The organism is Bacillus sp. JS, assembly GCF_000259365.1.
Classification (GTDB): Bacteria; Bacillota; Bacilli; order Bacillales; family Bacillaceae; genus Bacillus; species Bacillus stercoris.
Genome location: NC_017743.1, coordinates 818,589 through 832,099 on the forward strand (window position 1 = coordinate 818,589; position 13,511 = coordinate 832,099).

General features: G+C 48.3%; 15 protein-coding genes and 2 pseudogenes. All 17 read left to right on the forward strand.

Annotated elements, in window-relative coordinates; translation table 11 throughout:
- Positions 1 to 8: 8 nt before the first annotated feature.
- The 17 genes and pseudogenes from MY9_RS04025 to yesR all read left to right on the forward strand — a co-directional run bounded on the left by MY9_RS04025 (position 9) and on the right by yesR (position 13,496).
- Entirely contained in the window at positions 9 to 728 is a 720-nt protein-coding gene (locus tag MY9_RS04025; RefSeq protein ID WP_003233863.1) for a YebC/PmpR family DNA-binding transcriptional regulator, read from the forward strand.
- Positions 729 to 865: 137 nt separating this feature from the next.
- Positions 866 to 1,375, forward strand: coding sequence for a hypothetical protein (locus MY9_RS04030; protein ID WP_014663109.1), 510 nt, complete (start codon positions 866 to 868; stop codon positions 1,373 to 1,375).
- A gap of 112 nt (positions 1,376 to 1,487) precedes the next feature.
- Positions 1,488 to 2,072, forward strand: coding sequence for a TetR/AcrR family transcriptional regulator (locus MY9_RS04035; RefSeq protein ID WP_014663110.1), 585 nt, complete (start codon positions 1,488 to 1,490; stop codon positions 2,070 to 2,072).
- A gap of 79 nt (positions 2,073 to 2,151) precedes the next feature.
- Positions 2,152 to 2,595 (forward strand): nuclear transport factor 2 family protein, encoded by a 444-nt coding sequence (locus tag MY9_RS04040; RefSeq protein ID WP_014663111.1) that lies wholly within the window; start codon positions 2,152 to 2,154, stop codon positions 2,593 to 2,595.
- Positions 2,592 to 3,460, forward strand: a pseudogene (locus MY9_RS04045) (NmrA family NAD(P)-binding protein). The gene MY9_RS04040 and the pseudogene MY9_RS04045 overlap by 4 nt, the downstream one beginning before the upstream one ends.
- A 126-nt stretch (positions 3,461 to 3,586) precedes the next feature.
- Positions 3,587 to 3,835: a spore coat-associated protein CotJA gene (cotJA, locus tag MY9_RS04050; protein ID WP_014663113.1), complete on the forward strand. Its 249-nt coding sequence runs from the start codon at positions 3,587 to 3,589 to the stop codon at positions 3,833 to 3,835.
- Entirely contained in the window at positions 3,819 to 4,082 is a 264-nt protein-coding gene (gene cotJB / locus MY9_RS04055; protein ID WP_014663114.1) for a spore coat protein CotJB, read from the forward strand. The genes cotJA and cotJB overlap by 17 nt, the downstream gene beginning before the upstream one ends.
- A 14-nt stretch (positions 4,083 to 4,096) precedes the next feature.
- The gene (gene cotJC, locus MY9_RS04060; RefSeq protein ID WP_014663115.1) at positions 4,097 to 4,666 is read left to right on the forward strand and encodes a spore coat protein CotJC; all 570 of its coding nucleotides are present in this window, start codon (positions 4,097 to 4,099) and stop codon (positions 4,664 to 4,666) included.
- A gap of 124 nt (positions 4,667 to 4,790) precedes the next feature.
- Positions 4,791 to 5,333, forward strand: a complete 543-nt coding sequence (locus tag MY9_RS04065) for a GNAT family N-acetyltransferase (protein WP_014663116.1) — start codon at positions 4,791 to 4,793, stop codon at positions 5,331 to 5,333.
- Positions 5,334 to 5,355: 22 nt separating this feature from the next.
- Positions 5,356 to 5,660 (forward strand): annotated as a pseudogene (locus MY9_RS04070) (YesK-like family protein).
- Positions 5,661 to 5,774: 114 nt separating this feature from the next.
- Complete coding sequence (locus MY9_RS04075; protein ID WP_014663118.1) at positions 5,775 to 6,404, forward strand: YesL family protein; 630 nt, start codon at positions 5,775 to 5,777, stop codon at positions 6,402 to 6,404.
- Positions 6,401 to 8,134: a two-component system sensor histidine kinase YesM gene (yesM, locus tag MY9_RS04080; RefSeq protein ID WP_014663119.1), complete on the forward strand. Its 1,734-nt coding sequence runs from the start codon at positions 6,401 to 6,403 to the stop codon at positions 8,132 to 8,134. Before MY9_RS04075 ends, yesM begins: the two co-directional genes overlap by 4 nt.
- The gene (gene yesN, locus MY9_RS04085) at positions 8,134 to 9,240 is read left to right on the forward strand and encodes a two-component system response regulator YesN (protein ID WP_014663120.1); all 1,107 of its coding nucleotides are present in this window, start codon (positions 8,134 to 8,136) and stop codon (positions 9,238 to 9,240) included. Before yesM ends, yesN begins: the two co-directional genes overlap by 1 nt.
- Positions 9,241 to 9,342: 102 nt before the next feature.
- Positions 9,343 to 10,626, forward strand: a complete 1,284-nt coding sequence (locus tag MY9_RS04090) for an ABC transporter substrate-binding protein (protein WP_014663121.1) — start codon at positions 9,343 to 9,345, stop codon at positions 10,624 to 10,626.
- Positions 10,623 to 11,552, forward strand: a complete 930-nt coding sequence (locus tag MY9_RS04095) for a carbohydrate ABC transporter permease (RefSeq protein WP_014663122.1) — start codon at positions 10,623 to 10,625, stop codon at positions 11,550 to 11,552. Before MY9_RS04090 ends, MY9_RS04095 begins: the two co-directional genes overlap by 4 nt.
- A 3-nt stretch (positions 11,553 to 11,555) precedes the next feature.
- Positions 11,556 to 12,446 (forward strand): carbohydrate ABC transporter permease, encoded by an 891-nt coding sequence (locus MY9_RS04100; protein WP_014663123.1) that lies wholly within the window; start codon positions 11,556 to 11,558, stop codon positions 12,444 to 12,446.
- Positions 12,447 to 12,461: 15 nt separating this feature from the next.
- Entirely contained in the window at positions 12,462 to 13,496 is a 1,035-nt protein-coding gene (gene yesR / locus MY9_RS04105; RefSeq protein ID WP_014663124.1) for a rhamnogalacturonyl hydrolase YesR, read from the forward strand.
- Positions 13,497 to 13,511: the final 15 nt, after the last annotated feature.

The following is a 13,511-nucleotide window of genomic DNA, read 5'->3' on the forward strand; positions in this document are numbered from 1 at the left end:
GGAACATCATGGGCCGTAAGTGGAACAATATTAAAGAGAAGAAGGCGTCTAAGGATGCGAATACGAGTCGGATTTATGCGAAGTTTGGCCGTGAGATTTACGTGGCGGCGAAGCAGGGCGAGCCTGATCCGGAATCTAACCAGGCGCTGAAGGTTGTGCTTGAGCGCGCGAAGACTTACAGCGTGCCGAAAAACATCATTGAACGGGCGATCGAGAAGGCGAAGGGCGGAGCGGAAGAGAATTACGATGAGCTTCGTTATGAGGGCTTCGGGCCGAACGGATCAATGATTATCGTTGATGCGCTGACGAATAATGTAAACCGTACGGCGCCGGAAGTGCGTGCGGCGTTCGGGAAAAACGGCGGAAACATGGGTGTGAGCGGATCTGTTGCTTACATGTTTGACGCGACGGCTGTTATTGGTGTGGAAGGCAAAACGGCTGACGAAGCGCTTGAAATTCTGATGGAAGCGGATGTCGATGTCCGTGACATTTTGGAAGAGGATGACAGTGTGATCGTCTATGCGGAGCCGGATCAATTCCATGCAGTGCAGGAGGCGTTTAAAAACGCGGGCGTTGAGGAATTTACAGTAGCGGAGCTGACAATGCTTGCGCAAAGCGAAGTCACGCTTCCGGATGATGCGAAGGAACAGTTTGAAAAACTGATTGATGCCTTAGAGGATTTGGAAGACGTTCAGCAGGTGTATCATAACGTTGATTTAGGCGAGTAAGGAGTGAGCAGGCTGTTATAGCCTGCTTTCTTTTTTTGTCCTAGAAATTGTTTTAGCTGTATGTAGGCGGCTGCCTATACGATCTGTAAGATATTCTCATACTCTGGACTGTAACCTAAGTGAAGGAGAGAGTGAATATGACTGATACTGATACAAGACAGATCTATGGCGGACCTGGTTTTGGCGCTTTTCCAGGCTACGGCATTGGCCGTCCGGGGTTTGGCATGTATGGAGGACTAGGCTATCCGGGCTATGGGATGTACGGAGGCTACCCAGGCTACGGCGGCATGTTTGGAGGTTACCCAGGTTATGGAATGTCTGGAGGCTACCCGGGCTACGGCATGTATGGGGGGTATCCAGGCTATGGCATGCATGGAGGAGTCGGCGGCTATCCGGGATATGGCGCGTATGGCGGCGGTTACCCAAGCGGCGGTTATGGAGGCTCTCCGGGAGCTGTAAGCTATCCGGGCATGCACCATGAAAACGATGGACATCATCACTATTATCACCATCACCATGATGGAAAAGATAATCTTCATCACCACCATCATCATGTTGGTAAGGATAATCACCACCATCATCATGATGGTCATTATGGCCACCATCACCACCATATGGGCCATTGGGGAAAAGACGGCTTTAAATAAAAAAGATGATGGTGAAAAGAGGACACTCTTGCAGATCAAGAGTGTTTTTTTATTTTTTCTTGACTGTTCAGTCCAGAAAATGATAACATTTGTTTCAGGAGGTGATCGTTTTTTGGGGAGGAATAAAGAATTTGATACGGCGCTTGTTCTTCACAGGGCGATAGAGGTTTTCGGAGAGTATGGCTACGAAGGAACGTCTCTTCAGGAACTGCTTTCTCATTTAGGCATTGCCCGCCAGAGCTTGTATGATACGTATGGAACGAAACGTGATTTGTTTTTGTCCGCTGTGAAATCGTATCTTGAAGGAAAAAACACTGCCGTTATGGAAAGGCTTGAAGCGCCAGGATCTGTAATGGAAGCCATTCGTGAAATTTTTCAGGAGGGTGTCAATGCCCTGAGGGATCCGGAACGGGCGAAGGCGTGCTATATCATTAACAGCGCGATTGAACAGATTCCGCATGACCCTGAGCTTGCCCGGTATTTTGAAAGACAATCCAAGCAGCTTGAGGACGCTTTTTATCAGGCGCTTTTAAGGGCGAAGAATCAAGGAGAATTGAATGGCGAAGATCCTGATATATCTGCGCTTGCCCGGTACCTGAATCAAAGCAGGCTGTCACTGACATTTATTGCGAAAGTGACGGCAGATATGGATCGTCTTCAGGACCATGTTGACGTGAGTTTATCAGTGCTTGATTAACATGTGGTAAAGAATTCTTTGCCCATGTGTGCATTTTTTGGACTGAATGGTCTGGAAATAAAAAAAGAGGTGATGATGAATGTTGATGAATGAATTTGAAAAAGCATGTGAAACTTTGAGAAAGTTTATGGCTTATATGCTTGAGAAGGACATGAAGAGCTGGGTGGAGCTTTGGGATGAGAATGCTGTATTTGAGTTTCCTTATGCGCCGGAGGGATCACCAAAAAGAATAGAAGGAAAAGCGGCTATTTACGATTATATTAAGGATTATCCTAAGCAGATCCATCTTTCTTCATTTACCGCTCCGACAGTGTATCGTTCAGCGGACTCGAATACGATGATTGCGGAGTTTCAATGTGACGGTCATGTGATTGAGACTGGATTGCCTTATCGCCAAAGCTATATCAGTGTCATCGAAACGAGAGAAGGCCGCATTGTGCGTTATAAGGATTATTGGAATCCGCTTGTTGTAAAAGAGGCCTTTGGAGGATTATTTTTGCAAACAGAGGAGAGTGGAAAATGATGAAACAGAATCCGATTTTAATCACGGGCGGGACCGGCACAGTCGGCAGCCGAATCGCCAGCCGTTTAATCAAGCTGGGATACAGGGTGCGTATTGCAAGCAGAAAAAAGGGCGCGCTTGCAAATGCAGAGTATGTGTATTTTGATTGGATGGATGCCTCCAGTTATACGCCTGCCCTAGAACAAGTAAAAGACATCTATCTTGTTGCTCCGGTCGGTGTGCTTGATCCGGCTCCCTATGTGCTTCCCTTTTTAAAGGAAGCAAAGCGTCTTGGTGTAAAGCGGGTAGTGATGCAAAGTGCGTCTGTTGTCTCCGAGAATGGCCCTGTGTTTGGCGCGCTTCACCAGGCAGTGCGCGAGTTTCCAGAATGGACGGTGCTGCGGCCCTCATACTTTATGCAAAATTTCATCAACGTCCTGCATCAAATGTCGATTCAAAATGAGGGACGCATCGTCACGGCTTCGGGTGAGGGAAAGCTAGGATTCATTGATGCTGATGACATCGCAGAAACAGCTGTCCGTGCTTTGGCTGATGCCGTCCCTCATCAAACACATCATATCCTGACAGGACCCGAGGCGCTGAGCTATGCCGAAGCGGCAGAGATCATCGGTGCTGCCGCGGGACGCCGGGTGAAGCATGTCAGCATTTCTCGTTCTGAGCTGCAAAATAGGATGGCGGCAGCTGGTTTGCCGGCGGATTATGCCAGTTTTATGGCGGGGCTAGATGAAGCAATCAGCCATGGTGCGGAACATCGGGTAACGGATACAGTGAAGCGTGTGACAGGAAAAGAACCTCGTTCGCTCTTAAAGTTTGCTGCTGCTCATGCTGCGTATTGGAAACACTGACCTCATTTTGGACTGAATAGTCTAGAAAGACCTTCGGCAGAGCCGAAGGTCTTCTTATTGAAAAAGCTAAGTCGTGTTTCAGTCATAATCATGCCTCCTGCCTCATACCTATTAAGGTCATTGTTTTTGAGAAAGGAGGAGCCGGAATGAAGGATATGCAGCCGTTTACGCCTGTCAAATCATATACGCCCTTTCACAGCCGTTTTGATCCCTGTCCGCTCATAGGGAAGAAATATTACAGAACGCCCCCTAACCTTTATATGACCTTTCAGCCTGAGCACATGGAGCAGTTTTCGCCGATGGAGGCTTTAAGGAAAGGCACCCTTTGGAAGGATCTCTATGATTTTTATGAAAACCCTTATCGAGGGGGAGACGCACATGGCAAAAAAGGTTGACGCCGAGTATTATCGTCAGCTTGAGCAAATACAGGCCGCGGATTTTGTGCTTGTTGAGCTGAGTCTTTATTTAAATACACATCCTCATGATGAAGATGCGCTGAAACAATTCAATCAATATTCCGGCTATTCAAGGCACTTAAAAAGACAGTTCGAATCCTCTTACGGGCCGCTTCTGCAGTTCGGCAACAGCCCCGCGGGCGAGGATTGGGATTGGGGCAAAGGGCCATGGCCGTGGCAAGTATAAGGAGGAATGCCTGAATGTGGGTGTATGAAAAGAAGCTGCAATACCCTGTCAAAGTCAGTACGTGCAACCCAACGCTGGCGAAATATTTGATTGAGCAGTATGGCGGAGCGGACGGCGAGCTGGCCGCGGCTCTCCGGTATTTGAACCAGCGGTATACAATTCCAGATAAGGTCATCGGCCTTTTAACAGATATCGGTACGGAGGAATTCGCCCATTTGGAAATGATTGCGACCATGGTCTATAAGCTGACGAAAGACGCCACACCGGAGCAGCTGCGTGAAGCTGGCCTCGGCGATCATTACGTCAATCATGACAGCGCGCTATTTTACCACAATGCGGCGGGTGCGCCGTTTACAGCGACTTATATTCAGGCGAAGGGCGATCCGATTGCCGATTTATATGAAGACATTGCGGCAGAGGAAAAAGCACGGGCGACGTATCAATGGCTGATTGATATCTCGGATGATCCTGATTTAAACGATTCCCTGCGCTTTTTGCGTGAGCGTGAAATTGTGCACTCCATGCGTTTCAGGGAAGCGGTTGAAATTTTAAAAGAAGAACGGGATAAAAAGAAGATTTTCTAATAGGCAGATTGGCCTCTCTTTCATACACCCTTTTACATACAGAGAAAATGGTCTGTTTTTGCGGTTTGGTCTGCATTATAATCAAGGTGTGTGTGCAAGCTTACTTTTTGATTGGGAGGCCTTTATGTCAGCTTTTAAGATTGAGAACGAAACGATAGCAGATGGATTTTACGCGTGTCCGGCCGTCTATGAGGATGCAGAATCGATTACCGGGTTGCTCGTCCGAACAGCTGAATGGCTCCGGGATCGGGGGTCTAACCAATGGAGCGGACTTCTCAAAGGGCAAGATATACATGATATCACGGGGTCAATTGAAAAGGGACATGTGTTTGTGTTTAAAAAAGATGAAGAGCTTGCGGCTGTCGTGATGCTGCTGCCTGAACCAAGTGAGTGGGACCGGACGCTTTGGGGAGACGATGGGCATGAGGAGTCCATTTATTTGCATCGCCTCGCAGTAAGCCGCCGGTTTGCGGGACAAGGACTTGGAGCACGCGTCCTTCAATGGGCGGAGACGGGCATACACTTTCCAGGGAAAACGCGGATTCGGCTTGACTGTGTCGCTGATAACGACGCCTTGCATTCCTTTTATCGGCGTATGGGATATGAATTCATGGGTGCTGATGCATCCGGATATCATTTGTTTGAGAAAGAGATTACGACAGAATAAGCGTCCTTTCAAGGAGGCTTTTTTGTCTTTTTCTAAAAGGGAGGGCAGGCGATGTTGTGGCCAATTTTATTTATGACAGGGATCGTGACGGCTTGTTTGTTCACTGGCGTATCTGCTTTGATACGGATGAAGTTTCCTGGCAAAAGCCGGCCGGAATGGATATTGGCCGGGCTGATCGTCCTTGGTGTGTTTCTGATCTGGTACAGCCTCGTGTATGTACGCGGCTGGGAAGGGGCTGCGCTCGGAGTGCTTGGATTCAATGTCATTTGCGGAGCCATTGCCGGATATTTGATCGATAAGGCCATCCGGCGTTACAGGAAAAGATAAGGCGGAGGCTGTCTCTCATCATGTCGAATTTTTCACAGAACGGCAGGAATTTTCTTTCGAAAGGAGAAATACATAGTACTTTAAAATGAAAGCGTTTTCCAGAGCGGGAAGGTGATGTTGATGATACACAGTGTGACGAATGGGCTGAATCGTTTTTGTACATGGGTGATGAGACTGGCCTATTTGAATGTGCTTTGGATTTTGTTTTCTCTTGCAGGCCTGGTTGTGTTTGGGCTGATGCCCGCTACTGCCGCGATGTTTACAGTGGCGAGAGAATGGGCGAAGGGGAATGCGGATGCCCCGGTGTTTTCTGTCTTTATTCGGGCGTTTAAAAAGGAATGGCGGGCATCACAGATCATCGGGCTCATCGTTGTGACGGCTGCCCTGTTTCTGTTTGCAGATATGCGGATAGCGGCTCAGATGGATCAGCCTGTGCTCGTCAACGTGTTCCTGAGCATCAGTTTGATTTTCGCGTTTGTTGTGCTGTATGTGTTCCCGGTGTTCTCTCATTTTGACGTGAAAATCAGAGAGGTGCTGAGCATTAGCTTTTTGATTGCCTTCAGCCGCCCGGCGGTGACGCTTTTGATGGCGGCGGGCGCTGTCGGTGTGCTTTGTCTCATTCTGTTTCATGTCACATTTTTGCTGTTTTTCAGCGGGAGTTTACTCAGCCTGATCTTAACGAAGCTGTCCTTTAAAGCATTTCGGTCAATGGATCAGCGGCAGGAGAAAGAAAAGGCGGCATGAAGAAAAGAATTGCTGGCTGGTACAGGCGGATGAAGATTAAGGATAAGCTGTTTGTGTTTCTATCGTTGATTATGGCCGTATCCTTTCTGTTTGTATACAGCGGGGTGCAGTATGCCTTTCATGTGTATGATGAGCAGATTTACCGTAAGTCCTCGGAGGTGCTGCGGATGTCTTCTGAACGGATCGAAGACGAGCTGAAAAAGATAGAGGATGTGTCTTATGAAATCATTACAGACGAACAGATTCAGCGCATCCTGAGCATGCAAAATCGGGATGATACGTATGATCAATATCAAATGAAGCAGGAGCTGTGGGATCAGCTTGCGGGATATGCCAGCGATGAAAAGTACATCGACTCCATTCATTTGATTGATGCCCGCGGCGCAGAGTATTCAGCCGGAAGCAGTTCTTCAGATCTTTTGCAGCAGGAGCAGGAAGAGGTGTTTAAGCGAGCGGAGGCGAAAAATGGAAGAAATCTTTGGATGACGCTCGGCGGGTCAGATCCTGTCCTGATTTCAGCACGGCAGATCAGATCCTTTCACCAGCTGAGTTTGAACGGCTTGGGCATGGTGCTGATCCAAGTCAATATCAAACAGATGATTCGTGATGTGCCGAAGGATTGGGGCGATTCAGTCGGAGACATCATGATTGCTGACCAAGGCGGGAATTTGGTGTATACGGCACATGCATCAGCGCATGTTCCTGAGGCAGCAAAGGAGACGCTGAAGCACCCAGGTTATGACTTGATAAAAAAGAATGGCAAACGTTACTTTATTTCTTACCTTCAATCATCCTATCAAAATTGGAGCTACTATAACGTCATCCCCTTTGATCAGATGTTCGCAAAAATTTCCTTTATGAAAACAGTGATTGGCACTTGCTTTCTTCTCTTTTTCTGTGTGGTTTTGCTTTTCGGAAGGAAAATTGCCAACAGCATCACGGAGCCGATTGAACAGCTTGTGACCGCGATGAAATCGGTACAGCACGGCGGCATTGAAGCAGGTGTATCGCTTTCTCTGCCGGAGCATACACAAGATGAGGCCGGCATGCTGAACCGCCATTTTACTGTCATGATGAAACGGATTAATGAGCTGATGGAAGAAAATGTGGAAAAACAGCTCATCATTAAAGAAACCGAATTGAAAGCACTGCAAGCCCAGATCAATCCGCATTTTTTATATAACACGCTCGAGTCCATCAATTGGCTGGCCAAGGCGAATCAGCAAAAGCAAATCTCAAAAATGGTGGAATCGCTCGGTTTTCTTCTGCGAAACAGTATACATATGAAGAAGGATATCGTGACCATTCAGGAGGAGGCGGACATCGTACTCCACTATATGACCATTCAGCGATTTCGATTTGAAGAGCGTTTGAATTTCACGTTGGATATTGACGATGAGGTGAAGCATTGTCTCATTCCAAAACTAACGCTCCAACCGCTTGCGGAAAATGCGATTCAATACGCGCTTGAACCCTTTACAAGGCCGTGCGCCATCCGGATTCAGGCGAAAAAGGCGAAGGACTGTGTCTGTATGACGGTCGAAGATAACGGCCCTGGCATGGATGAACGGATTCTTGAATCAACGGGCGGAAGAGGAATCGGACTGTGGAATATTCGTGAGCGCATCAGCCTGACATTCGGAGAGCCATACGGATTGCGTATTCAAAGTAAGCATGAAAAGGGAACGAGGATTGTGATCACAATACCGTGTCAAAATGAGGTGGTGTGATGTATAAAATACTGCTGGCTGATGATGAGAGGATTATCCTCGATGGAATGGCGGGAATCATTGAGTGGGAGGCGCTTGGCGCTTCACTGATCGGCAAAGCGCAGAACGGACATGAAGCGTATGAAAAGATTGTACATAAGCAGCCGCATATCGTCATCACAGACGTCAAAATGCCTGGCATGGACGGGCTTGAGCTAATCAAAAAGGTATCAGCCGTCAGCCCGTCGGTGCAGTTTATCGTCCTGTCCGGGTTTGGAGAGTTTGAGTACGCAAAGGAAGCCATGAAATATGGGGTGAAGCATTATTTGCTGAAGCCCTGCAATGAACAGCAGATTATCAGCTCGCTGGAGGAAATCATTGCTGAGCTGAAGCGGCAAGATATGCGGAAAAAGAAAACAGACCACCTGATACACGAGCTTGATCATATCCGTTCCTTTGCTGCCGATCAATACTTGGAAGGCTTGATCGCCGGTGTCGCCCAGCTGTCTCCGCCGCCTTCGCTTGCCGGAAAAAAGGTCCGCCTCTTGATTTTAAAAGGGGGCCAATCTATTGATACCGCGGCTAGAAAGGCACTCGGGACGGCGCTGACAGCGGTTTGCGGCAGCGGAGAATGGACCGTGCTCGCTGTAGAGGAGGACGCCGCTGAAAAGGCGGCGGAGGTTTTTGCGGACCGCAAGATGGCTATCAGTCAGGCGGGAGAACTCCGGCACGCGGGGCAGCTGTTTCGGGACACAGCTGAAGTGGCTGATGACCTGCATGGGAGCGCAGTGATTTCAAAAATGATCAGGCTTATTGCCGACGAGCTCGGAAACCCGAATCTGTCCTTAAAATGGGCGGCGAAGGATATGCTGTTTATGAATCCTGATTATCTCGGGAAGTTATTTAAGCAGGAAACAGGTGAGAAATTTTCCCAATATGTTACACGAGTGCGTCTTGAACATGCGATGAAGCAGATGAAAATAAGGCGGGACGCAAGTGTATCAGAAATTGCTGAAGAAATCGGGTTTGGTGATAATCCGAAGTATTTCAGTCTTGTTTTTAAAAAATATACCGGTCTGACACCGTCAGAATTCAGAAGAAAACAGGGAGGCGCTTCCGCAGGATAGCCATCTCTGTTTTTTTGACTTTCCCCACTGTTTTTTGAGTGTTTCGCCTCATCTGAACGCTTTAAAATAAATGTAAGCACTTACATTAAAGGGGGGATTGGTTTGAAGAAGATTTGTTACGTGCTGTTATCGCTTGTCTGCGTCTTTTTTTTCAGCGGTTGTTCAGCGGGTGAAGAGGCCTCGGGAAAAAAAGAAGACGTTACACTCAGAATCGCATGGTGGGGCGGGCAGCCAAGACATGATTATACAACAAAGGTAATTGAACTTTACGAGAAAAAGAATCCTCACGTCCATATTGAAGCGGAATTTGCGAACTGGGATGACTACTGGAAAAAGCTCGCGCCCATGTCTGCCGCCGGCCAGCTTCCTGATGTCATCCAAATGGATACCGCTTACTTAGCCCAATACGGAAAGAAGAACCAGCTGGAAGATTTAACGCCGTATACAAAGGATGGAACGATTGATGTCAGTTCAATCGACGAGAATATGCTGTCGGGCGGAAAAATCGATAATAAGCTCTATGGGTTTACGCTAGGCGTCAATGTGCTGTCTGTGATTGCGAATGAAGATTTGCTGAAAAAAGCCGGTGTGTCTATCAATCAGGAAAACTGGACGTGGGAGGATTACGAGAAGCTGGCGTATGATCTTCAGGAAAAAGCCGGCGTCTACGGCTCCAACGGAATGCATCCCCCTGATATTTTCTTCCCTTATTATTTGCGCACGAAGGGTGAGCGTTTTTATAAAGAAGACGGCACTGGCCTCGCGTATCAGGATGATCAGCTGTTTGTCGATTATTTTGAACGGCAGCTGAGGCTGGTGAAAGCGAAAACGTCCCCAACACCTGATGAAAGCGCACAGATTAAAGGGATGGAGGACGATTTTATCGTCAAAGGCAAATCAGCGATTACATGGAACTACTCCAATCAATATTTGGGCTTTGCCCGGTTGACAGACTCACCGCTGTCTCTCTATCTGCCGCCGGAGCAAATGATAGAAAAGGCGCTGACACTGAAGCCGAGTATGCTGTTTTCCATTCCGAAAAGCTCTGAGCATAAAAAAGAGGCCGCCAAATTTATTAATTTCTTCGTGAACAATAAAGAGGCAAACATGCTGATCAAAGGCGAGCGGGGAGTGCCAGTATCCGACAAGGTGGCGGATGCGATTAAACCGAAACTGAATGAGGAAGAAGCCAACATTGTGAAGTATGTGGAAACCGCATCAAAAAACATCAGCAAAGCCGATCCGCCGGAGCCTGTGGGAAGCGCGGAGGTCATCAAGCTGCTGAAGGACACGTCTGATCAGATTCTGTATCAGAAGGTATCCCCGGAAAAAGCCGCCAAAACGTTCCGGAAAAAGGCCAATGAGATATTAGAGAGGAATAATTGACGGGAAATGGGGCTGACGCAATGAAACAAAGCCGGAGTATGAGAAAAGACAATCTGGCGGGATATGCTTTTATTTCTCCGTTTATCATCGGATTCCTATGCTTTACGGTCATTCCGATGGGGGCGTCCCTGTTTCTGTCCTTCACAAGCTATGACTTGTTTACGGCGCCGAAATGGATCGGGCTCGACAACTTTAAGGAAATGTTTACGGGTGACGAAAAGTATTGGCAGTCGTTGAAGGTGACGTTTACGTATGTGCTTGCCGGGGTTCCGCTCCGCCTCGGCTTCGCGCTTTTTATCGCTGTCATCTTAAACAATGCAGCAAAAGGAACGGCCATTTACAGAACGCTCTTTTATCTGCCTTCGATCATCGGCGGGAGCGTGGCCGTGGCGATTATGTGGCGCAATATTTTTGGCAATGATGGGGTCATCAATGCGCTGCTGTTTTTTGTCGGGATTGATCAAAAAATTCTTTGGTACCAGGACCCGACAAGTGCGTTGTGGACATTGATTCTGCTTTCCGTCTGGCAGTTCGGGTCATCAATGCTGATTTTTCTGGCCGGGCTGAAAAACATTCCGTCTGCGTATTTGGAAGCGGCAAGTGTGGACGGGGCGAATCGGGCGCAGCGTTTCTTTAAGATCACGCTTCCGATCCTCACACCGATTATCTTCTTTAACCTTGTGATGCAGACAATTTCAGCATTTATGACATTTACACCTGCCTATATCATATCGAAGGGCGAGGGAGGACCGCTTGACGGAACGCTTCTGTATTCGCTCTATTTGTTCCAGCGGGCGTTTAACTATTTTCAAATGGGCTACGCATCGGCGATGGCGTGGGTCATGCTTATCATTGTCGGGCTGATAACGCTGATACTGTTTAAAACATCGTCCTATTGGGTTCATTACGAGTCAAAGGAGGAATGACGGATGGAGCCGGTCAACCAGCCTGTCAGAGAAGTCCCGGTTTTTGAGAGGAAAAAAACCGGGCGCGTCAGGCCCAAACGCATACTGTTCCATGTTTTTACGGCATCGCTGGCGGTGTTATTGCTGTATCCGGTCATTTGGCTGTTTGTCAGCTCATTTAAGGAAAGCGCCAGTATTTTTACAACCTCTCATTCTCTCATTCCCGATCCTTTTATTCTCAGTAACTATGCTGAGGGATGGAAAGGGATAGCGGGGCAGCCGTTTCTGACGTTTATTAAAAACTCGGCGATTATTGTGGGGCTGTCAACAATCGGCGCCGTCCTGTCATCGGCTGTCATTGCTTACGGATTTGCGCGTATTCCGTTTAAGGGTAAAAAGTTTTGGTTCGCGTGCATGATGGGGACGTTAATGCTGCCCCATGAAGTGCTGATGATTCCGCAGTATATTATGTTTGCGAAGTTAGACTGGCTGAATTCCTTTAAACCGATTGTCGTTCCGCAATTTTTCGGGCATGCGTTTTTTATTTTTCTGATGATCCAGTTTATCCGGACGATTCCCGAGGAGCTGGATGAGGCCGCACGAATCGACGGGTGCGGGCGCTTTGCCTGCTTTTGGCGGATCATTCTCCCGCTGATTGCCCCAGCGCTCGCGACGTCTGCGATTTTCTCCTTCTATTGGAAGTGGGAGGAGCTGATTCAGCCGCTTTTGTATTTGAATAAACCGGAGCTTTACCCTGTTTCACTTGCGCTGAAGCTTTTTCTCGATACGGAATCGGCTTCGAACTGGGGCGCGATGTTTGCCATGTCGGCCGTTTCATTATTGCCTGTGATTCTTGTATTCTTTTTGTTTCAGAAATATATCGTTCAGGGCATCAGTACGACCGGATTAAAATAAAAAGGAGCGTTGCAGATGGCACAGCTTATCTTTGATGAAGAAAAGGTGGCGTCCGTCATTGATCGGATCGTGAAACGGACATTTCAGATGGATTTTGCGTGGGATTGGCCGGGCGGCGTCGCGTTTTACGGCGTGGCGGAGGCCTACGAGGCGACGGAAAACGAGGAATATATCAATCTGCTAAAAACGTGGGTGGATGAACAGCTGGAGGATGGGCTGCCGCCGCTTTCGATCAATGGCGTTTCTATCGGGCATACACTTTTGTTCCTCCACAAGGTGACGGGTGATGACGTGTATTTGGAAACAGCGGGCGAGATGGCGGAATATGTGCTGCATAAGGCCCCGCGCTTTGGCGAGGGCATCCTTCAGCATACGGTGAATGCGGCTGAATATGTATTTCCTGAGCAGGCATGGGCAGATACGCTGATGATGGCGGGGCTGTTTATGCTGAGAATCGGGCGCGTGATGGAGCGTGAGGATTATTTTGAAGATGGTCTGCGCCAGTTTCACGGACATGAGGACGTGCTTCAGGACCCTGTCACGAATTTGTACTACCACGCCTGGGACAACAAAGCGCAAAATCATCTGTCGGGGATTTATTGGGGCAGGGCGAACGGCTGGGCGGCACTCACAATGGCAAAGGCGCTCCCGCTCATTGAGGTGACGCATCCTTCCTTTATGATCATTGACGGATCGCTCAGAGACCAGCTGAGCGCGCTTGTCCGGCTTCAGGATGAATCAGGGCTGTGGCATACGATTTTGGATGATCCGGATTCTTATCTGGAGGTTTCGGCATCGGCCGGTATTGCCTCTGCTCTGCTGTCGAGCGGAAAGCTCTATACAAAATATGTGCAGAAATCGCTTGCCGCCATTTTGGATGCGGTGGAAGAGGACGGACGGGTCAGCAAGGTATCGGCCGGGACAGCCGTCATGAAAAATGCCGAAGGATACAAACAGGTGCCTTACAAACGAATACAAGGATGGGGACAGGGGCTTGCGCTGACGTTTCTTGCTGATGTGTTGAGAACGAAAAAACGCGTGTATCAGTAAAGACCAGCGGCGGGG

Excerpts from the sequence above, each read along its gene's own strand:
- yesM (WP_014663119.1), top strand. The coding sequence starts at position 6,401 with ATGAAGAAAAGAATTGCTGGCTGGTACAGGCGGATGAAGATTAAGGAT.
- MY9_RS04030 (WP_014663109.1), top strand. The coding sequence starts at position 866 with ATGACTGATACTGATACAAGACAGATCTATGGCGGACCTGGTTTTGGC.
- cotJB (WP_014663114.1), top strand. The coding sequence starts at position 3,819 with ATGGCAAAAAAGGTTGACGCCGAGTATTATCGTCAGCTTGAGCAAATA.
- MY9_RS04040 (WP_014663111.1), top strand. The coding sequence starts at position 2,152 with ATGTTGATGAATGAATTTGAAAAAGCATGTGAAACTTTGAGAAAGTTT.
- MY9_RS04065 (WP_014663116.1), top strand. The coding sequence starts at position 4,791 with ATGTCAGCTTTTAAGATTGAGAACGAAACGATAGCAGATGGATTTTAC.
- MY9_RS04100 (WP_014663123.1), top strand. The coding sequence starts at position 11,556 with ATGGAGCCGGTCAACCAGCCTGTCAGAGAAGTCCCGGTTTTTGAGAGG.
- MY9_RS04025 (WP_003233863.1), top strand. The coding sequence starts at position 9 with ATGGGCCGTAAGTGGAACAATATTAAAGAGAAGAAGGCGTCTAAGGAT.
- MY9_RS04075 (WP_014663118.1), top strand. The coding sequence starts at position 5,775 with ATGTTGATGATACACAGTGTGACGAATGGGCTGAATCGTTTTTGTACA.
- yesR (WP_014663124.1), top strand. The coding sequence starts at position 12,462 with ATGGCACAGCTTATCTTTGATGAAGAAAAGGTGGCGTCCGTCATTGAT.
- yesN (WP_014663120.1), top strand. The coding sequence starts at position 8,134 with ATGTATAAAATACTGCTGGCTGATGATGAGAGGATTATCCTCGATGGA.
- cotJC (WP_014663115.1), top strand. The coding sequence starts at position 4,097 with ATGTGGGTGTATGAAAAGAAGCTGCAATACCCTGTCAAAGTCAGTACG.
- cotJA (WP_014663113.1), top strand. The coding sequence starts at position 3,587 with ATGAAGGATATGCAGCCGTTTACGCCTGTCAAATCATATACGCCCTTT.